The sequence below is a fragment of the Conyzicola nivalis genome, assembly GCF_014639655.1.
GTDB lineage: Bacteria > Actinomycetota > Actinomycetes > Actinomycetales > Microbacteriaceae > Conyzicola > Conyzicola nivalis.
In genome coordinates, this window is record NZ_BMGB01000001.1 from 2,291,741 (window position 1) to 2,312,690 (window position 20,950).

The following is a 20,950-nucleotide window of genomic DNA, read 5'->3' on the forward strand; positions in this document are numbered from 1 at the left end:
TATCAGAGCGACCGCAGGAACCCCGCCATCTCGTCGAGCGTGCGCAGCGCGCCGGGGAGACCCGGGGTGTTGAGGTGCCCGTGCAGCACTCCGGTCTCCAGGTATTCGCGAACGGGCACGCCCGCGGCGCGCAGGCGTGCGGCGGCATCCTGGGCCGAGGGCAGGAGGTCGTCGTACTCGGCACCGATCACGAGTGTCGGCGGCAGCCCGGCGAAGTGGGCGGCACCCGGATGGGCGCTGCCCGGGTAGGCGCTGCCCGGGTAGGCGCTGCCCGGGTAGGCGCTGCCCGGGTACGCGAGGGGCGGCGGGTCGTCGGCGAGCGGGCCGAGGTAGAAGGTCGCCATCGCGGTCATCTTCGCGGGCGGGAAGCGCACCGACGCGGGCAGCTGTGCCATGCGGGCCGTCAGGTCGGCCGGCGCGGGCGGGTTCACCCGGTGCAGGTACGGGTACGCGAGCACCAGGCCGGCCAATGCCACCTCGTCGCGCAGCCTCAGCGCAGCGGCCAGCGCGAGGTTGCCGCCGGCGCTCGTTCCGCCCAGCACCACGGGCCCGGCGAGCGCACCCACCACGGCGACCACGTCGTCTAGCCCGGCCGGGAACGCCGCGAGCCGGTAGCCGACCGAGACGACCGTGGCGCCCGCCCGCGCGACGAGTTCGCGCGCCACCACGTCGGCCTCGGGCATGTCGAGATCGCCGGCCGCGAATCCGCCGCCGTGCAGCCAGACCACGGTCGGCCCGGCCGAGCCGTAGGTGCGCACCGGAACCCCGGCGACCGTCGACGACACGACCGGGCACGCCGGCGCCGCGTAGGAACCGAGCGGCGCCGCCATCGACTCCCCCGAGTCGAGGCGCGAGGCGAGGGTGGGATCGAGCGTCACGCCCGGCGAGCGGCGTGCCGCACCGCGATCGCGGCGACCGCGAAGCACACGCAGCCGAGCGCCGGGATGATCAGGGGCGGCAGCATCCAGGTGAACAGCACCACGAGACCGGCACCGACGAGAAGGTAGACCGACCCGATCGGGTCGGTGCGGAGCGACGCGAAGCCGGTCCGCACGGCGGCCCGCCATCCGGAAGCCGGCGTCCACGACGCCGCGACCCACAGCGTCAGCACCGTGAGCGCCGCGAGCAACACCACGGCCAGGGCCCCGACGGCCACACCGCCGGGAAGGGCGCCGCTCGCGACGAGCAGCAGGTCCATCAGCAGGATGCCCGTGGCCGCGAGCCACGCGCAGCCGATGCCGACCCCGCCGATGAATCCCTCGCGCACGTCGCCCGCGACCAGGGCGAGCTGCGAGCCCTCGGCCCGCAGGAAGCGCATCAGGTGCCGCTTGCCCACGGCGAGCGCGAGCGGGATCGTCACGATCGGGATCGAGACGAGCACCACGATGATGCCGGTGAGCAGCACCTCGCCGAACAGTGCGAACCGCTGCTTCGCGCCGGGCCAGGCCCCCGCCTCCGAAGAGGTGGGCCCGGATCCCGAAGCGGCCTGCGCCTTGGCCCTGCGCGTCGAGACGATGGTCATCCCTTCAGCCCCTGCGTCGCCACACCCTCGACGAGGAACCGTTGGAAGATGAAGAAGAACAGCGCGATGGGGATGAGCGCGAGCACCGAGATGGCGATCGTCGCGCCGTAATCGCTGACGCTGGTCTGGTCGTTGTACAGCCGCAGCGCGAGCGGCAGCGGGTACTTGTCGGTCGAGTTGAGGTACAGCAGCGGACCGAGGAAGTCGTTCCAACTCCAGATGAAGGCGAAGATCGAGCTCGTCACGAGGGCCGGCTTGATGAGGGGCAGAGTGATCGAGAAGAAGACCCGCGGATGTCCCGCGCCATCGATTCTCGCGGCCTCGTCCAACTCCATCGGCAGGTTGCGAATGAACTGCACCATGAGGAACACGAAGAACGCCTCGGTGGCCAGGAACTTGACCACGAGCAGGGGCACGAACGTGTCGACCAGGCCGAGGCGCTGGAAGATGATGTACTGCGGAATGATCAGCACGTGGAACGGCAGCAGCAGCGTCGCGATCATCAGGCCGAAGAAGATCTTGCTTCCGGCGAACCGCACCCGGGCGAACGCGTAGGCGGCCATCGACGACGAGATGACCACGCCGATGACGGAGCCGACCGCGAGCACGAGCGAGTTGAGGAAGAACGTGTACACGGGGATGCCGCCGATGCCCTGCAGCACTTTCACGTAGTTCTGGATCGTCGGGTTCTCGGGCAGCAGCGACACGTTGCCGTTGATGTCGGCCGAAGGCTTGAACGACGCGAGCACCATCCAGAGCAGCGGGTAGAGCACGACCGCCACGATCACGGTGAGCGCGACCGCCCAGACGACGGTGACCCAGGTCGAGCGCTTCTTCCACTTCGGAACGCGCTGCTTCTGGCCGGTGAGCGGCAGGACGGGAGCGAGTTCGGTGTCGAGAGCGGTCATTTGAGGTCACCTCCGTAGTGCACCCAGAACTTCGAGGTGCGGAATAGGACGAACGCGGCGATACCGACGACGACGAGCAGCAGCCAGGCCATCGCCGAGGCGTAGCCCATCTGCAGGTCGCCGAAGGCCCGCTGGTAGAGGTACACGGTGTAGAAGTTGGTGCTGCCGGCGGGTCCGCCGGTGCCCGACGAGATGATGAACGCCGAGGCGAAGATCTGGAACGCGCCGATCATCTCGAGCAGCAGGTTGAAGAAGATGACGGGCGAGAGCATCGGCAGCGTCACGCTGCGGAACTTGCGCCACGGGCCGGCGCCGTCGACGTCGGCGGCCTCGTAGAGCTCGCCGGGAATCTGCTTGAGCCCCGCGAGGAAGATCACCATGGGGGCGCCGAACTGCCAGACCGCCAGCAGGATCATCATCGGCATGACCAGGGCCGGGTTTCCGACCCAGCCGCCGGCCTCGATGCCGATGAAGCTCAGGCCGGTGTCGACCGGACCTTCGTTGTTGAACATCGCGCGCCAGACGATGGCGACGCTGACGCTCGCGCCGATGAGCGAGGGCGCGTAGAAGGCCGACCGGAAGAAGCCCGACCCCTTGCTGCGGTAGTTCAGCAGCATCGCGACGCCGAGGGCTGCGGCCAGCTTGATCGGGGTGCCGACGAGAACGTAGACGAGGGTGATCTGCACCGACTGCTGGAACTGCGGGTCGGCGAACATGCGGGTGAAGTTGTCGAAGCCGATCCACTCGGGGTCGGTGAACAGGTTGTACTTCGTGAAGGCGAGGTACAGCGAGATCAGCATCGGCCCCAGCGTGAGCACGAAGAACCCAATGAGCCACGGCGTGAGGAAGAGGTAACCCGCTATGCCGTCGCGCTTTTTTTCACTGAGCTTGGGGCGGCCCCCGGCCCGGGAAGCTGAGCTTCCCGGGCCGGCGGGTGCTGACCCCAGCGGCGACGTCTTCGACACCTGCCGTTGTGTTGTGGTCATCGTGGATTCTCCGAGCGTCGTTGCTATGAAAGAACTTAGTTCTTCGGTACCTAGTTGTTGAGGGCGATCTCTGCTTCGCTGAAGAACTGCTTCACGGCCTCGTCGATCTCGATGGCGCCGAGGTCGATGCTCTTACCCAGGTCCCAGAACTTCTGTTCGATGGATGCCGCGCCCTCGGGAGGCAGCGGAGGAGCGTCACCGAGACGGTCGGTGATCGACTCTTCGTAGGCGAGCACGTTGGCGTCCTGGCCGGACAGTTCGGCGCCGTCACGCTGCGTCTCCGAGGCGGGGATACCGCGCGATGCACCGAAGATCTTGCCGACCTCGGGGCTGTTGGTGAGGAAGTCGATGAGCTTGGCGCCCGCGGCACCCACCTTGGTCTTCGACGACATCGCGAGGAGCATCGAGGGCTTGAGGTAGAGGTCCTTGGCGTCCGCGTCGTCGGTCGGCGGCGTCGTGAGGACCAGGTCGTCTACGGCCTTGCCCGAGTCGGCGAGGTAGCCGGCGCCGAAGTTGTCCCAGGTGAGCTCACTCGCGGCGATGTTCGCACCGAAACCCGAGACCGGGTTCAGCTCTTCGAGACGCTGCTGGGGGACGATGTCGCCCTCGCGGATGTCGGAAGCGGACTCCCAGAACGCGGTGAGGTCGTCTTCGTCGAAGCCGAGCGCGCCGTCGTCGGTGTAGAGGTTGCCACCGTTCTGGCGGAGCGACAGCTCGAAGTTCTGGATGCGCTGCGTGGGGTCGGCCCCGCCGTAGACGCCGTTACCCTTGGCGGTCACGTCGGCGATCCACTCGTAGTAGTCCTCCCAGCTCGTTCCGCCCTCGTAGGGCTCGACGCCGATGGTCTCCAGGAGCGTCTGGTCCTGGAACATGGCCCAGGCGTTGGTGCTCGAGATGAGGCCGTACGACTCGCCGTCTATGTCGCCCACCTCGAGGGCGGTCTCGGGGATCGCCTCGACGTCGATGTTGGTGCCGTACTCGGGGGTGAGGTTGTAGAGCAGGCCACGGCTGCCGAACGAGTCCATCTGCGAGTAGTCGAACTGCATCACGTCGGGCAGTCCGCCGCCGGCGGCCTCGGTGGTGCGCTTCTCCCAGTAGGAGGGGTAGTCGGTGAACGTGCCGTTGACGGTGACGTTCGGGTATTCCTCCTCGAAGAGGGCGATGGCCTCGGTGTACTTCGACGCGCGGTCGTCGTTACCCCACCAGGTGAAGTTGACCGTCACTTCGGCGTCGGGGTCGAACTCGCTGCCGCCGTCGGTGGCCGCGGGGCCGGAACCGGCGCAGCCGGCGAGGGCCAGAACGGCTGTTGCTGTGACCGCGATCGCAGTTGCGGTGCGGCGGGAGTGCTTGTAGAACATCGTTGTCCTCCTGGATAACGTCGCTGTAGTCCGTGGGTGGCGCTGGGAAAGCGTTATCCCAGAGCATAGGTTGAATGCATTCAACCGTCAATCCGATGGCAGAAATCTGCGCGATTTCCCCGGAAACTCGCGGTCTGCCGCGAGCACACCGTCACTCACCGACAGCCGCGCCACGTGGATCGCGGTGCGGCGGGCGGAGAGCGGCGTTGCACCCTCGAGCTCGACCCCGTCGAATCCCGGATGGGTGAAATAAAACAGTAGTCCGGCCTCCTGACCGACCACGACGCTCGCGTGCCTGCCCACCTCGCGGTCGAGCGGGTCGGCGCCGGGCTCGGCGAGGAGCAGCCCGTTCTGACGCTCCCAGCGCACCCCGTCGGTGCCGCGGTAGACGCCCAGACCGCGCCACTCGTCGACGATCAACCACCACCAGCCGCCGAGCTCGAAAACGTTCGGCCCCTCGTGCGGTGCGCCGCCGATCACGAGACCCGTGGGTGCCCAGTCGTAACCGTCGTCGCTCACCGCGCTGAACGTCGTCGAGTCTGCCTGCTCGTTTTTGAACCACAGGCGCAGCAGGCCGTCGGGCGTGCGCGCGACCGCCGCGTCGATCGCGAAGTCCGTGCCCACGTCGATGCGGCCGACCCTGGTCCAGCTCTCCAGAGTCTCGCTCTCGAAGTGCACGACGTGCCTCTCGTGTCCGGCCCAGGCATCCGGGATCCCCGCGATCCAGGTGAGGTACATGTGGTACCTGCCGCCGAAGCGCACGACCTCGGGCGCCCAGTGCGTGTTCGGCCCGGGGTCGCCCTCGGGATCGAGCCCGTCGACCACCCCGCGGTACCGCCAGCTGGCTCCCCCGTCGGTCGACACGGCGACGGCGATGCGGCTGCCGTGCACCCACTCGACGCCGGTGCCCTCGAGCAGGGCCCGGCGCTGGGTGTAGAACATCCACCATTCGCCGGTACCCTCGCGCTCGATAACGGTCGGGTCGGATGCGCCCTCCCACAGCTCGTCCCGATAGATCGGCGCGCCCATCAGCCGCCCACGGCCCGGTTGTCGACGGCCCGGGTCTCGACGCCCCTGTTGTCGACGCCCCGGTTGTCGACGACCGGCGCCTCGAGGGTTCCGCGCAGCGCGGCCTCGCCCTGCACCCGCTCGCGCTCGACCCGCCCGCCGCCCTCGCGCGCGGACGCGTAGAACGCGGTCACGATCTCGAGCGCTCGCGCCGGCTCGGCCGCGACGGCCGGCAGGGGCTCGCCCGCGAACAGCGACGCGTAGACGCTCCCGAGCAGGGCGTCGTGCCCGCTCGGCACGATCCCGCCCTCGAAGGCGGCGTCGTCGAAGTTCCAGGCCGCCGCCTCCTCCTCGCCCACGAACGACGCCGGTGTGATGCGCCAGTTCTTCGGGGCGTGGCCGTAGAGGTGGTCGACCTCGATGGTCGCCCTCTCGGTGTCGATACGGATCGAGCTGGTCTCGCGCGGCGACACGACGCTCGTGGATACGGATGCCACGGTGCCGCTCTCGAACAGGATCGTCGCGGTCGACACGTCTTCGGTCTCCACCTCGCGGGCCTGGCGCCAGAGCTGCGCCGACGCCGCGCGCCAGTCGCCGAGCAGGTAGGCGAGCAGGTCGATCTGGTGGATGCCGTGGCTGAGAGTCGTGCCGCCGCCCTCGGTCTCCCAGCGGCCGCGCCACGGCACGGAGTAGTACTCCGCGTCGCGGTACCAGAGCGTGTTGCAGGTGGCGAACAGCGCGCGGCCGAAGGCGCCGGAGTCGAGCAGCCGCTTGACCCGGTCGGCGGCCGAGCCCGTGCGCTGCTGGAAGACGACCGCGAACCGGCGGTCCGCTGCCGCCGCGGCATCCGTCATCTGCTGCAACTCCGACAGCGAGAGGGCCGGCGGCTTCTCGGCGATCACGTGCGCCCCGTGGGCGAAGGCCGCGACGGCCTGCGGCGCGTGCACGCCCGGCGGCGTGCAGAGGTGCACGACGTCGACGGTCTCGGCGGCGAACAGGTGCTCGAGCGAGTCGTAGGCGTGCGCGGCCGCGGCGTGCTCGTCGGCGAACGCCCGCGCACGGCCCGGCATCACGTCGGCGACCGCGACGAGCTCGACGCCGTCGATCCGGTCGAGGCTGCGGGCGTGCAGGGTCGCGACGGAGCCGGTTCCGATGATGGCGGCGCGCAGGGGTTGGGTCACGGTGCTTCTACTCTCGTTGCGGTTTCAGGGGGTCGTTGCAGTTCGATGGGTCGTCGGATGCCGCCCACCGTCACGGCGGGCCACCGGTCGTCCGCGGTGATCACCTCGACGCCGTCGGCGGTCAGCAGCACGGTGTCCTCGATCTTCGCGCCGGGCGCGGTGGGGTTCCAGGCGAAGGCCTGCCCGAGCTGGAGGACATCGCTCGCGCCCGGCGTCGCCCGCGGATCGCGTCCGTCGTAGCCGGCCGCCCCGCCCTGGTGGTGGTTGCGCCACTCGTCCGGATCGAAGCCGTTGGCCGCGTAGGCGGCGGTGCCGGCCGCGAAGGCCTCGCCGAGGGTGGCGCCGGCGACAGTGGCACCGAAGAAGGCCGACTCGACCTCGCGGATGCGCGCCTCGGTGTCCGCCTCGTCGGGACGCGGCGGGCCGAAGCGCACCCAGCGGGTGAGGTTGGCGATGAGTCCGTCGCGACGCCCGCAGACGACCACCATCGCGCGGTCGCCGAGCGGGGCATCCGTCGGCAGCGGGTGCCGCAGGCCCAGACGGTCCCGCCCGGCGACGAGCAGGACGAGCGGGTCGATACCCCGCGCCACCAGGTCGGCGCCGAGGGCCGCGGCGATGTCGCGTTCGCTTCGGATGCCGCGTGCCGCGCCCAGCACGTCGGTGACGACCTCGGCGCACTCGCGGCCGAGCGCGCGGAAGGCGGCGAGCTCCGCGGGGAGCAGCACGCCCCGCACGGCGCGCAGCTCGGCGGCGACGTCGTGCTCGTGGATCACGCCGGGGCCGGTCGGCAGCGCGCTCGCGAGCGGCTCGTGCCACGGCACCTCGACGACGTGGAACGCGGGGGCGGCGGCGCGCGGGGGCAACTCCTCGGTCTCGAGCCGGGCGCGCTCGTTCGCGAACACCACGACGGTGTCCATCGCGCGGCCGACGACCACGGCCAGCACCGGGTCCCCAGCGAGACTGACGTGCGTGCGGGCCCCTCCGAGGTACCAGGCGACGGCGCCGTGACTCGTGAGCACGAGCTCGTCCGCCCCTGCCGCGTCGAGCACCGCGACGAGTCGCTCGCGTTTGGCGGCGCGGTCGGCCGCGGTCCTCATCGCGCCACCTCGCCGGTGCTCGCCCGCACCACGAGCGCGGGGGTGAACAGCACGGGGGCGGCCGGGGTGCCGCCCTCGATCTCGGCGAGCAGGGCGTCCCACGCGCGGGCGCCGAGCAGCTGGCGCGGCACGGCCATCGTCGTCAGCGCCGGGGTGGCGTAACGGGCGAACTCGATGTCGTCGAAGCCGACGACCGACACGGTGCCCGGCACCGCTACTCCGGCGTCGCGCAGGGCCGCGAGCAGCCCGAAGGCCACGAGGTCGTTGAAGGCGATCACCGCGGTGGCATCGCCGAGCGCCTGCGCCGCCCGCGCCCCGTCCTCGACGTTCGCGCCGCAGGGGATGCTCGTGATCTCGACCCCGGGGTGCAGCGACCGCGCGCGCTCGAGCCCGGCCAGCCGGCGCCGGTTGGACTCGCTCGACGGGGGCCCGGCGAGGTACGCGATGCGGCGGTGGCCGAGTCCGGCGAGATGGTCGACGGCGGCGGAGGCTCCCGCCGCGTAGTCGACGACGACCTCGGGTGTTCCCGCGGCGGAGCGGTTGACCAGCACCACGGGCGCGAGGCTCGGCAGCAGGTCGCTCAGCTCGTGGTCGGACATCCGGGGCGCGACGAGCACGACAGCGTCGCAGCGGCGGCGGGCCTCGGTGGCGAGTTCCGGCTCGTCGGCGAGCGACTCCTGCGAGTCGGCCACGAGCACGCGGTACCCCGCGGCGGACGCGGCCTGGGTCACCCCGCGCAGCACCTCCTGGAACATCGGGTTGCCGAGGTCGGGCACGACAACTCCCACCGTCTGGGTGCTGCCGCGAGCGAGGTTGCGCGCCGAAGCGCTCGGCCGGTAGCCGAGTTCGTCGACCACCGCGAGAACCCGCCGCGCGATCGCCGGGTCGACCGTGCTCTTGCCGTTGACGACGCGGGAGACGGTGGCCTGCGACACGGCGGCGGCGAGCGCGACGTCGAGAATCGTCGCCGCGCGACCCCCGGGTCGAACCGTCATAACTCCCCGCTCCCTTGCGTGAAATGCCCTGCTGCGTCGATGCGACAGGCCGCGAATGGTGCGCCGAGGATCGCTTCGAGCCTAGAGTGTATCCGAGAAAGCGCTTTCTGGCCGCCTTTCTCCCCCCCCCCCCCCCCCAGCTCCCGATCAACGACGATGAGGACGAATGAAGATTCTGGTAACCGGCGGCGCCGGCCGTCTCGGGCGGTCGACCCTGGCCGCGCTCTCCGCGGCGGGGCACGAGGTGGTTTCGGTCGACCGGGCGACAGCACCCGATTTCGACGGCCGTCAGGTCGACATCGATCTCGCGCACCCCACGGCGTTTTCCGGATTCGTGGCCGCCGAGGCCCCCGACGCGATCGTGCACCTGGCCGCCATCGCCGTGCCGTTCAGCGCTCCCGAGGGCGTCATCCTCGACACCAACTCCCGTCTCGCGTTCACGGTTCTCGACGCCGCCCGCGAACACGGCGTCGCCCGGGTGCTCGCCGCGTCGAGTCCCACGGTGATGGGATACGGCAGCCCGACCGGCTGGGAACCCGACTACCTGCCGCTCGACGAAGAGCACCGCGCCCGCCCGTGGAACGCCTACGCCCTGTCGAAACAACTGGTGGAGAACCTCGTCGCGATGTTCGCCCGGCAGCAGACATCCACCCTCTTCGGCGCTTTCCGACCCTGCTTCGTGATCTCCCCGGGCGAGTGGTCGGGCGAGCCCACCCAGCAGGGCCACACCGTGGTCGACCGGCTGAACGACCCCTCGCTCGCAGCCGTGTCGCTGTTCAACTACGTCGACGCCCGGGATGCCGCGGACTTCGTGGTCGCCTGGGTCGAGCGCGCGGGCGCCGACGCGAACGGCGAGGTCTTCTTCGTCGGGGCGGCCGACGCCCTGGCGCTGGCACCGTTGTCGGAGCTGCTGCCCTACGCCGCGGCGACGGGCCTCGACGGGACGGCCCCCGCGTTCAGCTCGGCGCACGCGACCGACCGGCTGGGCTGGGCGCCGACCCGGTCGTGGCGCACCGAACTCCCGCCCGAGCAACGGGCGCTGCTCGCCGGTCCGGACGCCTCATGACCACGCCCACGATCACCGGCGTCACGACCACGCCGCTCACCGCCGCCATGCCGAGGCCGTGGGTGCCGAGCGCGCCGTGGATGCACCTCGTGCGGGTCGACATCGAGTGCAGCGACGGCGTGACCGGAACGGGCTTCTCCTGGACCCCGACCATCGGCGCCGCCGCGGTGCGCGCGCTGATCGACACCGACGTCGCGGGGTTCGTCGTCGGTCGCCGGGCCGACGCGCGCGAGCTCTGGACCGACCTCTGGCACCACCTGCACGAGGCCGGCGGCGGGGGCGTCACCACCATCGCCATGGCGGGCGTCGACCTGGCCCTGTGGGACGCGGCCGGCCGCCGCGCGTCGCTCGGGCTCGCCGACGCGGTGGGGCGCATCCGCACCTCGGTCGGCGTCTACGGCAGCGGCGTCAACCTGCACTACTCCCTCGACGAGCTCGTGGCGCAGGCCGAGCGCTGGGTCGAGACCGGCTACGACGCGGTGAAGATCAAGGTCGGCAAGCCGGATGTCGCGGAGGACGTCGACCGCGTCGCCGCCGTTCGCGACGTGATCGGCCCCGACCGCCAGCTGATGATCGACGCGAACCAGCGCTGGGACGTTCCGGCAGCGGTCGCCGCGATCGGCGCGCTGGAACGGTTCGACCTGCACTGGATCGAGGAACCGCTGCGCAGCGACGACACGCTCGGCTACCTCGAGTTGCGCGGGTCGATCGGCGTGCCGGTCGCGCTCGGTGAGAACGTGCACACGATCCACCGGTTCCGCGAGCTGGCGTCGCTCGGCGCCGCCGACATTCTGCAGCCCAACGTCGTGCGGGTCGGGGGCATCACGCCGTTCCTCGAGATCGCAGCGCTCGTCGACGAGGCCGACCTGCGCCTCGCCCCGCACCTGCTGCCCGAGCTGAGCGGCCAGCTCGCGATGAGCATCGCGCAGGAGACGCGCGTGGAACGGGTCGAAGACGCCGACCTCGACACGCTCGGCCTGCTCGCCGGGCCGAGTCCGGTGCTGTTCGACGGCGCGACGCTCACGGCGCCGGGCGCGCCCGGCATCGGCGTCCCGCTCGTGGCGCGGTCGCCGCGCTAGACGCCCAGGTCGGCGATCAGCACGGGCAGCCCGCTCGCCAGCGACGCGTTGCCCGCGATCCCCACCGACACGGCCTTGACCCCGTCGGCGTACCCGGCGGGTCGCCCGAGCGGGTCGGAGGTCACCCGGTTGAACACGTGGTCGAGCAGGTACGCGTCCCCGCCGCCGTGGCTGCCGATGCCGTCGGGGATGGGCACCTCGACCGCCGCCTCCCAGTGCCGCTGCAGCAGCAGGCGCTCGCCCTCGGGCCGCAGGTTGTCTGCGGATCCCGCCAGCGGCGTCGCGCTCGGGTCGACGACCACCACGCCGTCCTCGCCGACGAGCACCGCGCCGCGTTCGACGACCTCCAGCTCGGCGCGGCCGTGGGTGCCGTTGACCATCACCCGGTACCCCTCCCACGGGCTGTGCGCGTTGAGCGAGTACGACATCGTCGCGCCGCTGTCGTAGTCGACAAGCAGCGCCAGGTTGTCTTCGATCGAGATGTCGTCGTCGAACACGTCGCGGTCGCGCACGTAGCCGTCGAGGTGTTCGTTGTCGAGGTAGAGCCCCTTGAGCCGGGGGTCGGCGGCCATGTCGAGCACGAACGGGTCGCCCGCGTGTGTGTTGCGCGGCGTGCGCGCGCCGAGTCCGCGGCTGGCGGCGTTCGCGGCACCGTAGAACCGCAGCCCGCCGCTCGCGAAGACGCGGCGGGGCGCGGCGTCGATCCACCAGTTGACGAGGTCGAAGTGGTGCGAGGCCTTGTGGATGAGCAGTCCGCCCGAGCTCTGCTTGTCGCGGTGCCAGCGCCGGAAATAGTCGGCGCCGTGCACCGTGTCGAGCACCCATTCGAAGTGCACGGATGTCACGTCGCCGATCGCCCCCGACTGGATCAGTTCGCGCAGCGCCGAGTTGCGCGGGCTGTACCGGTAGTTGAACGTGGTGACCACCGTTTTGCCGCTGGCCTCGATGGCCGCGGCGATCTGGCGGAGGCCCTCGGCGTTGATGGTGATCGGCTTCTCGACCACGACGTCGGCGCCGGCGAGCAGCGACCTGGACACGAGGTCGGCGTGGGTGAAGTCGGGCGAGGTGACGATCACCCGGTCGATCCGCTGCTCGGCGATCGTTCGCTCGAGCTCGTCCGGTGCGAAGCGCAGCGGCACCGCGGCGTGGGACGCCACGAACTGCGCCTGGTAGAAGTCGAGCCGGCCCTGGTTCGTGTCGCTCCACGCCACAAGTTCGGCGACGTCGGCGTGGTCGCCGCGCATCGCGTCGAGGTACATCTGGGCGCGGTGCCCGGTTCCGATGAGCGCGTAGCGTTCGGTCACGAGGGGTCCTTCTCGGTGTGTGCGGTGGCGGCGAGAGCGGACGCCCTGCCGAGTTCTGATGGTCCGTCGGCGATGACGACGGTGTAGCCGAAGCGCACCTTCGCGCCCGCGGGCGCGTCGAGCGGTTCGGTGAAGAAGGGGGCGGGGCAGAGGCCCGCATACTCGTCGCTGCGCGCGAACCATGGGGTCGGATGCCGCGGATTCTGCGCCCGGTCGGTCATCACGACGGTGGCAGCCTCGGCCGAATACGCCATCCACGCGCCCCGCGATCCCATGCCGCCGTCGCCCTCGGCGAGCACCTCGCCGCCCTCCATGCTCTGCGGCCCGCGCCAGAACAGCCCGCCATAGCCCGCGTTCTCGCGGCCCTCGGTGCCGGGCGACCCGATACTCAGGGTCTCGCCCGAGGCGTTGCGCATCACCGTCTCGAAGAGCAGCGACCACGAGTCATCCGAAGCTCTGACGGTGAGGCGACGCTTCTCGGTGAAGAGCAGGGCGCCGTCTTGGGCGGTCCACTGCAGCATCTCCTCTATTTCGACGCCGTCGTCGCCGGCGAAGAGCGCCGTGAACCCGCGGTGGGTGACCGTGCCGTTGTTGGGCAGCTGCACGTAGCCGTCGCCGCGCACGAAGGTCGGGCCGCCCCAGAAGTTGTGGGTCGCGCCGCCGGGGGCCGCCACGTTCGGCAGCGCCCAAGAAAGGCCGTGGTGCCAGACGTGGTCGGCGGGTCTGGCCTGCGTGACGGTCTCGCCGCCGAGCGTGGTGAGCGGGTGGAAGTAGGGCCGGGGCGATTCCAGCTGCGCGACACCGGAACGGTAGACGTAGGTCAGTACCGGCACCTCGCCGATCGACACGACAAGGGAACCGTCGGAACGGTCATCCAGCGCGTATTTCGTCATTTTTGCCTCTTCGCAATCGACCAACGCGCTCCAGCCTAGCCGGTAAGCGCTTTCTCGGTCGAGTCGGGGCCTCCGCATCCGCTGGGGGGTGCGCGCTCGGAATATGCTTTCCCACGCCGGTTGCGCGCACCTCCTGCGCGACGCCCGAACGAGGAGAACGCATGCCCACCGCCCGACGCACGGCCGCCGTGACACTGCATGACGTTGCGCGCGAAGCGGGAGTATCGCTCGCCACCGCGTCGCGAGCGCTCAACGGCAGTGCCCGCACCGTGAACGACGAGTACCGCCAGCGTGTGCTCGCCGCGGCGAACAAGCTCAACTACACGACCAACCTCTCCGCCCAGGCCGTGGCGAAGGGCTCGACCACGTCGGTCGCCCTGCTCGTGGGCGACATTGCCGACCCCTACTTCTCGTCGATCGCCGCGGGCGTGATCAAGGGCTCCGAGGACGCCGGGCTCATCGTGACGATGTCGGTCACCGAGCGGTCGTCGCAGCGCGAGCTCGAGCTCGTGCGCGCGCTGCGCGGCCAGCGCCCCCGCGTCATCATCCTCGCCGGCAGCCGCAGCTCCGACGAAGAGCACCAGGCCGAACTCGCGCGCGAGCTGGAGGCCTTCGAGGCCAACGGCGGCCGGGTCGTGTTCGTCAGCCAGCACGAACTGCCGTTCGACACCGTACGCATCGACAACTACGGCGGCGCGCGTGCTCTGGCCGACGCTCTCGTCGGGCTCGGGTACACCCGCTTCGCCGCCATCTCGGGCGAGGCCGCGCTGCTCACCGCGACCGACCGGCTCGCCGGCTTCACCGACGGGCTCGCGGCCCACGGCATCCGCATCCCCGACGAACACGTCGTCACCGGCGGCTTCACCCGCGACGGCGGGTTCGACGGCGCGCTCGAGCTCGTCGACCGCGGTCTCGACGGGGTCGAACTGATCTTCGCGGTCAACGACGTGATGGCGATCGGCGCGATGAGCGGCCTGCGCTCGCGCGGCATCGAGCCGGGGCGCGACATCGCCATCGCCGGCTTCGACGACATCCAGACCGTGCGCGACGTGACGCCCGCGCTGACGACCGTCGGCATCCCGCTGTTCGAGGTGGGCGAATCGGCGCTCGCGGTGGCGCTGCGGGCGCGCGATGCCGACGCCGAACGCGACCTCTCGGTGGCGACCTCGGTCGTGCTGCGGGCGAGCACGCCGGGCCTCCCCGCGAGCTAGCCGGCGCCGGCGCGGCGCGAGGCGCATCCGTCAACAGGACCAAGCGGCCCGCGCGCACGTTCGACAGGACGAAGTCGCCCTCGCGGCCCGCTCCGTCCTGTCGAACGACCGGCGGCTACGAACTCAGCGCGACCGACGGCGGGGTGCGCGCCGCCCGCACCGCGGGATACAGCCCGGCCACCGCCCCGATGCCGATCGTGGCGAGCACGCCGCCGACCACGATCCAGGCGGGGATCACGGGCACCCAGCCGCTGCCGGCCGCGATCGCCGCCGTGACGGCCGCGCCGAGACCGGCACCCGCCACACCGCCCATCGCCGACAGCAGCACGGCCTCGGTCAGGAACTGCAGCCGGATGTGCCGGCGTGTGGCCCCGATCGCCCGCCGCAGCCCGATCTCGCGCCGTCGTTCGAGCACCGAGATGATCATCGTGTTCGCCACACCGATGCCGCCGACGAGCAGCGAGATCGACCCGAGCGCGAGCAGCATCCCGGTGAAGACCTCGTCGACTGCCGCTCGGGCGGTGAGCGCGTCGGACGGCCGGGAGACCACCACGTCGGCGGGCTCGGGCGGCTGCACGGATGGCGGCAGCAGCTCGCGCACGGCGATCACGGCGTCGTCCTCCGAACGCTCGTAGACGCGCGTGGGATTCCCGGCGTAGTCGTACTCGGCCGCGGCCACGGGCATCCCGACCAGGGCGGCGATGTCGAGTTCGGCCGCGAGCGGCACGGGCTCGAGGATGCCGAGCACCGTCGTGTTGCGCCCGTCGAGCCAGACCAGCCCGCCGACCTCCCGCACGCCGAGACGTTCCGCGGCGGTCGCGCCCAGCACGGTGGTGGGCAGGGCCGCCGTGGCCGGGTTGAACCACTGGCCCGACCGCAGCTCGGCGCCGACGACCGAGAGCAGGTCGAGTTCGCTCGCCGTGACGGTCAGGCCGCCGGTGCGTCCCTCGTCGACCAACGGGTTGCGGTAGACGTGCACATCGCTCAGGTCGGCGGTCGCGGTCGCCCCGGTGACCCCCGCGATGCGTTCCACCCTGGCCGACGCGTCGGACGGCAGCGGCAGCGGCGCGACGGCCCCCGTGGGCTCGGCCACCGTCACCGTCAGCAGGTTGGTTCCGAGTTCGGCCAGCTGGGAGTCGAGGCGCTCACGGCTCGACGTGCTGATGCCGACCACCGCGACCATCGCGGCGATACCGATGGCGACACCGAGGGCGGAGAGCACGGCCCGCATCGGCCGTGCGCGCAGCCCCGTCGACCCCACGTAGGCGAGGTCGCCGGCACGCAGGCGTGAGGGTGGCGGTGCGGATGAACCGGGGTTCGACTCCCGGCCACGGTTGCGGGTCATATCGTGCTCTCCTGACGCTCGGCCGAGTCGGCGACGATCGCGCCGTCGGTGATGGACACCCGGCGCGGGAGGCGTTCGGCCAGCCCGGCGTCGTGGGTGATGACGACCACCGTGGTGCCGTCGGCGTTGAGCTCGTGCAACAGGCGCACGATGCTCTCGCCGGAGGCCGTGTCGAGGTTGCCCGTGGGTTCGTCGGCGAGCAGCAGCGGCGGGTCCCCCACGACCGCCCGAGCGATGGCGACGCGTTGCCGCTCCCCGCCGGAGAGCTGGCCGGGCGCGTGGTCGAGCCGGTGCCCGAGCCCCACCCTGGTGAGCGCGTCACGTGCCCGGTCGCGGCGCTCCCGACGCGGCACACCGGTGTAGAGCAGACCGTCGGCGACGTTGTCGATCGCGTCGACGCCGTCCCGCAGATGGAACTGCTGGAAGACGAAACCGATGCGGTGGGCGCGCAACGCCGACAGGTCGGAATCGGACAGGTCTTTCACGTTCGCTCCGTCGATGTACGCGTCGCCGGAACTCGGCCGGTCGAGCGTTCCGATCACGTTCAGCAGGGTGGATTTTCCCGAACCGCTCGGGCCGACGATGGCGACGATCTCCCCGTGTTCCACCGTCAGGGTGACACCGGCGAGAGCGTTCACGGGTGGCGACCCGTAGGTGCGGGTCACGTCGTCGAGCCGGATCAGCGCGGTCACGATGCCGGCACCACTACCGCGAGCCCCTCCCGGATACCCTCCCCCGAGATCTGCACCCGCCCCGAGGCGAAGGCTCCGATCGTGACCGGGATCCGGCGCGCGGAACCGTCGCCCGCCGCGCCCGGTGTCTCCACCGCGAAGCTGGTCGCGTCGGTGGCGACGAGAGCCTCGACCGGCACGGTGAGCACCCCGTCGGCGAGAGCGCTCGTGAATTGCACCGACACGCTCGCTCGCGAGAAGGCTCCGACCGCGGCCTGATCGGCGACGGTCACGGTCACGGGTAGGACGAAGGTCGCGCTCGCGTCTTCCGCCGCCCTGTCGTCGCCGCCGCGTTCGACCGGTTCGCCGACCGATTCGATCAGGCCGGGCGTGGTCGTCCCGTCGGGCAGGGTGATGCCGACCCCGGCGCCGACGACGGCGAGCTGCTGGTCGGCCAGCCGCAGGTCGAGGTCGACGATCTTCGTGGTCGCGGAGACCGTGTACAGAGTGGCTCCCGCGGCGACTTCGGCACCGACGACCGCGGTCGCCTGGGCCGCCCGCAGGTCATGGTCGGCGAACAGGATGGCGGTGCGGTCGAGCCTGCCCGTGCGTTCCACGCCGAGGCTCTTCTGCCAGGTGCTGACCGCGGCCGCCGTCGCCTTTGTGAACGTCACGTCGGGGTCGCCGCGGAACATCCCCAGGGTGCCGAGGTTCTGCTCGAGTTGTCGCACGTCCTCACCCGGTTGCATACCGGTCTCGAAGGAGCGCCACGCGGGCAGGGACCCGCGCAGCAGGATGACCGGCGCGTTGTTGACGCGGTACAGGGTGCCGCCCGGGGCGATGACGGCGCCGACCGACGGCAGTGCAGTGACGACTCCGCTGGGAGCGGCGGTGAGGGCACGCTCCCCCGAGTAATGCAGTGTCGCCCGAGCGTTCGTGGTGGCGACCATGTTGCCGGTGGTGACGGGCGCCGTAGACACCCGCGTGGATGTTCCAGCCTTTCGCTCGGGGGCGGCGTCCGCGCGGATGACCAGCACGGCGAGTACCGCGGCAATCAGCAGGACGGCCGAAATCGTCACGACCGCCCACCGTCGACGCCGAGGAGCTGCGTTCGGCTGGGTCGGAGACGGAGTCACGAGGTTCGGCACGTCTCGAAGTCTTCGTTCGTGACTTCCGCCGGGATGAACCCGATGTCGTCCGCCGTCGGCTCCTGGATCTCGTAGCCCATTTCCCTCAGGCACTCGGCCTGCGCCAGAGCCTTCTCGAGATCCTCCGGCGTGGCCTGGATACCCGCGGACGATGGCGGATCGCCGATCTCCGCCGAACAGGTCGGGAACGCCTCGCGGATCTCGGGGCTGTCCTCGCTGATTCCGACACCGGGCAGCGGGTCTTTGACATCCAGGCCCTGGTCGCGGAGGCACTGCGCGAGCTTGAGGTCGTACGCGTCGCGCGCCGCCTCGAATTCGGCATTGGTCGTCGGCTGCTGTGCGGCGCCGCCGGAACCGTTGCCCTGGCCTTGGTCGGCTGCGTCCGGCGACGCCGAGGCACATCCGGCGAGCGCGATGACGAGGGCGGGCGTGGCCAGCAGGGTCACGAGCCACGAGCGACGCGCTCGGGCCTTCTCGGTCAGGGGTGAGCGGGTGGTCGTTTTCATGGTTTCTCCTTTGGGGTGAGTGAGTGGGGTGTGTGGGGACGGTGGCCGGGTCATCCGGCGGCGTCGTCCTTCTGAACGGGGCAGGTGCCACCGGGCTCGACCGCGAGTTCGAAGTGCCACATCTCGTTGCCGTAGATCTGGCACAGCCCGTAGTCGGCGCCGTGCTGGCTGAGCCAGCTGTTCGCATCGGTGAAGCCGATATCGACGGCTCCGCCGGTGACGTGCGCGGAGAGTTCGGGAGTGTTCACCCACTTGCGCGCCTCCTCGAGGCTGCCGTAGGTGACCGTCGCGTCGTCGAGCAGCGCCTGCTGATAGGCCGCGCTCCTCCAGCCCGAGGTGACGACGAACTCGAAGCCGTCGGCGATGGCCGCGGTCGCGGCGGCCTGCACGGCGGCGCGCAGCTCGGGGTCGAGTTTCGCGATGGTCGGCACGTGCTCGTCGAAGGGAGATACGGAGTCACCGACGGCGATGTAGCCGTTCTCCTCCGTGTACGCGTCGCTGCCGGACGCGGTCGCGACGGTCGGGATGCCGGCGGGCATGCGGGTACCGCCGTCGGTCGCGGCGCAGGCCGCGAGGCCCAGTCCGAGTGCGAGAACGAGCAGCACGGCGGTGAGGATGCCGCGCGGTCCGAGTCGGCGGCGAGCGGGGTGCGTCATAGTCTTCCTTTCGTCGGCTTCCGGTGTTCCCGTCGGCCTGGGACCCACTCCACCAAGCCGGGCGTTTCGCTGTCGTTGCGCTTTTTCCACACATTTCTGCAACACGGCCTCTGCCTAAACTGAGGCTCCCGACACGACCGCTGAGGAGGCGACCATGCGTGTGCTGATCGTCGAAGACGAGGTGTTCCTCGCCGAAGCCCTGCAGGCGGGGCTTCGCCACGAGGCCATCGCCGCCGACGTCTCCTTCGACGGCGACGACGCCCTCGAGCGAGTCGCCGTGAACGAGTACGACGTGGTCGTGCTCGACCGCGACATTCCGGGCACCCACGGCGACGACGTCTGCGCGGCGATCACCCGCGACCATCCGGCGGTGCGCGTGCTGATGTTGACCGCGGCGAGCCGCCTGAACGACAAGGTCGCCGGCTTCGAGCTCGGCGCCGACGACTACCTCACGAAACCCTTCGCTCTTGAAGAGCTGATCGTGCGGCTGCACGCCCTGGCCCGGCGCCCCGTCGCGGTCTCCCCTCCCGTGCTCGAGTTCGCCGACCTACGGCTCGACCCGTTCCGGCAGGAGGCCTACCGCGCCGGCCGCTATCTGAAGCTCACCCGCAAGCAGTTCGCGGTGCTGCACCTGCTGATGCAGGCGGGCGGCGGCGTGGTGAGCGCCGAGACGTTGCTCGAAAAGGCCTGGGACGAGAACGCCGATCCGTTCACCAGCGCGCCCCGGGTGACGATGTCGACCCTGCGCAAGGCACTCGGGTCACCCGACCTCATCGCGACGGTGTCCGGAGCGGGTTACCGCCTCGTCGAGGCGACTCCGTGAGCGCCGCAACCCCCCGGGTGCGCGTAAGCGCGCGCCTGCGTCTCGCCCTCAGCTACGCCGTGTTCCTCGTCGCCGCCGGCGCCGTCGTGCTCATCGCCGTCTACGTCGTGCTGTACTACGTACCCAACTACCCGCTCGCACCCGCGATACCCGGCGACAGCCCCAACCTGCAGATCGGCTCGCGGGGAGACATCCTGAAAGCGGTCCTCGGGTTCTCCGCGCTGGCGCTCGTCGCACTCGCCCTGATCGGGATCATCGGCGGCTGGTTTCTCGCCGGCTGGATCCTGGCCCCCCTGCGGCGCATCAACGAAGCCGCGCAGATAGTCGCTACGGGCGATCTACAGCACCGCATCGCCCTTACCGGGCGCAACGACGAGTTCCGACAGGTCGCCGACAACTTCGACCACATGCTCGACCGGTTGCGCGACGCGTTCGAGGTACAGGAAAGGTTCGCCGCCAACGCGTCGCACGAGCTGCGGACGCCCCTGGCCGTTACAGCCACCATGTTGGACGTCGCCTTGCGCAACCCAGACGAGCAGGACTACCCCGTTCTTCTCGAGCGGCTCCGCATCACGAATGACCGCGCCGTGGCACTCACCGCGGCTCTGTTGCGGCTCGCCGATGCCAACGCCATCGTCGCCACGGCCGAGCCCGTGGGCATCGCCGACATCGTGCGCGCGGCGATCAAGGAGAACGCCGACGAGGCCGATCGGCGCGATGTGACCATCACGTCTCAACTCGGGGCGGCGACGGTGATCGGCGACGCTGGTCTGCTTACCCAGCTCGTCACCAACCTCGTGCAGAACGCAGTGCGGCACAGCGGCAGCGGTGGGCGGGCCTTCGTGAGCATCACCTCCGACCACCAATTACGCACGGTCGCGCTGTGCATCGAGAGCACGGGAAGCCTGTTCGACGCCGAAACGGCGGCACGCCTCGCCGAGCCGTTCCTGCGCGGGGCGGGGCGGATTGCCGGCGGCGTCGCGGGCAACGGGCTCGGCCTCGCTCTCGTTGATCGCATCGCCGCCGTTCACGGCGGCTCGCTCGCCATCGTCCCGCGCGCTGCGGGCGGACTCGAGGTAACTGTCACACTGCCCGCCGACGGCCGCTGAGCACCCGCCGGCGCGCCCGGCCGCGGCGCATCCGCAAATTTGATGTTTGCCCAATCCGACCTCGCTGGCTATAGTTTGGTAAAC

21 protein-coding genes are annotated in these 20,950 nt (G+C 70.7%); 5 read left to right on the plus strand and 16 right to left on the minus strand.

Annotated elements, in window-relative coordinates; all coding sequences use genetic code 11:
* Nucleotides 1-2: 2 nt before the first annotated feature.
* From IEV96_RS11415 to IEV96_RS11455, 9 genes are all read right to left on the minus strand, one after another.
* Nucleotides 3-878 carry an alpha/beta hydrolase fold domain-containing protein gene (locus tag IEV96_RS11415; RefSeq protein WP_188510712.1) on the minus strand — a complete coding sequence of 292 codons (876 nt, stop codon included), beginning with the start codon at nucleotides 876-878 and terminating at the stop codon, nucleotides 3-5.
* A complete protein-coding gene (locus IEV96_RS11420; protein WP_188510713.1) occupies nucleotides 875-1,522 on the minus strand; it encodes a hypothetical protein in 648 nt (215 codons plus the stop codon). The genes IEV96_RS11415 and IEV96_RS11420 overlap by 4 nt, the downstream gene beginning before the upstream one ends.
* Nucleotides 1,519-2,430, minus strand: coding sequence for a carbohydrate ABC transporter permease (locus tag IEV96_RS11425; RefSeq protein ID WP_188510714.1), 912 nt, complete (start codon nucleotides 2,428-2,430; stop codon nucleotides 1,519-1,521). The genes IEV96_RS11420 and IEV96_RS11425 overlap by 4 nt, the downstream gene beginning before the upstream one ends.
* The gene (locus IEV96_RS11430) at nucleotides 2,427-3,416 is read right to left on the minus strand and encodes a carbohydrate ABC transporter permease (RefSeq protein ID WP_188510715.1); all 990 of its coding nucleotides are present in this window, start codon (nucleotides 3,414-3,416) and stop codon (nucleotides 2,427-2,429) included. Before IEV96_RS11430 ends, IEV96_RS11425 begins: the two co-directional genes overlap by 4 nt.
* Nucleotides 3,417-3,466: 50 nt before the next feature.
* Nucleotides 3,467-4,774: an ABC transporter substrate-binding protein gene (locus IEV96_RS11435; protein WP_188510716.1), complete on the minus strand. Its 1,308-nt coding sequence runs from the start codon at nucleotides 4,772-4,774 to the stop codon at nucleotides 3,467-3,469.
* Between the two features lie 87 nt (nucleotides 4,775-4,861).
* Nucleotides 4,862-5,803 (minus strand): family 43 glycosylhydrolase, encoded by a 942-nt coding sequence (locus IEV96_RS11440; RefSeq protein ID WP_188510717.1) that lies wholly within the window; start codon nucleotides 5,801-5,803, stop codon nucleotides 4,862-4,864.
* Entirely contained in the window at nucleotides 5,803-6,963 is a 1,161-nt protein-coding gene (locus IEV96_RS11445) for a Gfo/Idh/MocA family protein (protein WP_188510718.1), read from the minus strand. Before IEV96_RS11445 ends, IEV96_RS11440 begins: the two co-directional genes overlap by 1 nt.
* Entirely contained in the window at nucleotides 6,960-8,060 is a 1,101-nt protein-coding gene (locus tag IEV96_RS11450; RefSeq protein ID WP_188510719.1) for a M24 family metallopeptidase, read from the minus strand. Before IEV96_RS11450 ends, IEV96_RS11445 begins: the two co-directional genes overlap by 4 nt.
* Nucleotides 8,057-9,055 carry a LacI family DNA-binding transcriptional regulator gene (locus IEV96_RS11455; RefSeq protein WP_188510720.1) on the minus strand — a complete coding sequence of 333 codons (999 nt, stop codon included), beginning with the start codon at nucleotides 9,053-9,055 and terminating at the stop codon, nucleotides 8,057-8,059. Before IEV96_RS11455 ends, IEV96_RS11450 begins: the two co-directional genes overlap by 4 nt.
* Nucleotides 9,056-9,221: 166 nt before the next feature.
* Here IEV96_RS11455 and IEV96_RS11460 point away from each other — a divergent pair, with 166 nt between their 5' ends.
* Both IEV96_RS11460 and IEV96_RS11465 read left to right on the plus strand, forming a co-directional pair.
* Nucleotides 9,222-10,121, plus strand: coding sequence for an NAD-dependent epimerase/dehydratase family protein (locus IEV96_RS11460; protein WP_188510721.1), 900 nt, complete (start codon nucleotides 9,222-9,224; stop codon nucleotides 10,119-10,121).
* On the plus strand, nucleotides 10,118-11,200 hold the full coding sequence (locus tag IEV96_RS11465; protein WP_188510722.1) for a mandelate racemase/muconate lactonizing enzyme family protein: 1,083 nt from the start codon (nucleotides 10,118-10,120) through the stop codon (nucleotides 11,198-11,200). The genes IEV96_RS11460 and IEV96_RS11465 overlap by 4 nt, the downstream gene beginning before the upstream one ends.
* Here IEV96_RS11465 and IEV96_RS11470 read toward each other — a convergent pair.
* Together IEV96_RS11470 and IEV96_RS11475 are read right to left on the minus strand one after the other, a co-directional pair.
* Entirely contained in the window at nucleotides 11,197-12,459 is a 1,263-nt protein-coding gene (locus IEV96_RS11470; RefSeq protein WP_188511235.1) for a Gfo/Idh/MocA family protein, read from the minus strand. The two genes, IEV96_RS11465 and IEV96_RS11470, sit on opposite strands and share 4 nt — an antisense overlap.
* A 41-nt stretch (nucleotides 12,460-12,500) precedes the next feature.
* A complete protein-coding gene (locus tag IEV96_RS11475; protein ID WP_188510723.1) occupies nucleotides 12,501-13,397 on the minus strand; it encodes a DUF6807 domain-containing protein in 897 nt (298 codons plus the stop codon).
* A 161-nt stretch (nucleotides 13,398-13,558) separates the two neighbouring features.
* On the opposite strand from IEV96_RS11475, the gene IEV96_RS11480 reads away from it, so the two are divergent.
* Nucleotides 13,559-14,608, plus strand: coding sequence for a LacI family DNA-binding transcriptional regulator (locus IEV96_RS11480; RefSeq protein WP_188510724.1), 1,050 nt, complete (start codon nucleotides 13,559-13,561; stop codon nucleotides 14,606-14,608).
* 115 nt (nucleotides 14,609-14,723) lie between these two features.
* Here the strand turns inward: IEV96_RS11480 and IEV96_RS11485 are convergent, their stop codons facing one another.
* From IEV96_RS11485 to IEV96_RS11505, 5 genes are read right to left on the minus strand one after another with little or no spacing between them, the layout of a single operon-like run.
* The gene (locus IEV96_RS11485; RefSeq protein WP_188510725.1) at nucleotides 14,724-15,953 is read right to left on the minus strand and encodes an ABC transporter permease; all 1,230 of its coding nucleotides are present in this window, start codon (nucleotides 15,951-15,953) and stop codon (nucleotides 14,724-14,726) included.
* A complete protein-coding gene (locus tag IEV96_RS11490) occupies nucleotides 15,950-16,645 on the minus strand; it encodes an ABC transporter ATP-binding protein (RefSeq protein WP_188510726.1) in 696 nt (231 codons plus the stop codon). The genes IEV96_RS11485 and IEV96_RS11490 overlap by 4 nt, the downstream gene beginning before the upstream one ends.
* Complete coding sequence (locus IEV96_RS11495) at nucleotides 16,642-17,703, minus strand: peptidoglycan-binding protein (RefSeq protein ID WP_188510727.1); 1,062 nt, start codon at nucleotides 17,701-17,703, stop codon at nucleotides 16,642-16,644. The genes IEV96_RS11490 and IEV96_RS11495 overlap by 4 nt, the downstream gene beginning before the upstream one ends.
* Before the next feature lie 53 nt (nucleotides 17,704-17,756).
* The gene (locus tag IEV96_RS11500) at nucleotides 17,757-18,278 is read right to left on the minus strand and encodes a hypothetical protein (RefSeq protein WP_188510728.1); all 522 of its coding nucleotides are present in this window, start codon (nucleotides 18,276-18,278) and stop codon (nucleotides 17,757-17,759) included.
* Between the two features lie 50 nt (nucleotides 18,279-18,328).
* Complete coding sequence (locus IEV96_RS11505) at nucleotides 18,329-18,934, minus strand: M15 family metallopeptidase (protein ID WP_188510729.1); 606 nt, start codon at nucleotides 18,932-18,934, stop codon at nucleotides 18,329-18,331.
* Nucleotides 18,935-19,088: 154 nt separating this feature from the next.
* Between IEV96_RS11505 and IEV96_RS11510 the strand changes: the two genes are divergently transcribed.
* Nucleotides 19,089-19,757, plus strand: coding sequence for a response regulator transcription factor (locus IEV96_RS11510; RefSeq protein WP_188510730.1), 669 nt, complete (start codon nucleotides 19,089-19,091; stop codon nucleotides 19,755-19,757).
* Nucleotides 19,754-20,866 (plus strand): sensor histidine kinase, encoded by a 1,113-nt coding sequence (locus tag IEV96_RS11515; protein WP_188510731.1) that lies wholly within the window; start codon nucleotides 19,754-19,756, stop codon nucleotides 20,864-20,866. The genes IEV96_RS11510 and IEV96_RS11515 overlap by 4 nt, the downstream gene beginning before the upstream one ends.
* The last annotated feature ends 84 nt before the right edge of the window (nucleotides 20,867-20,950 follow it).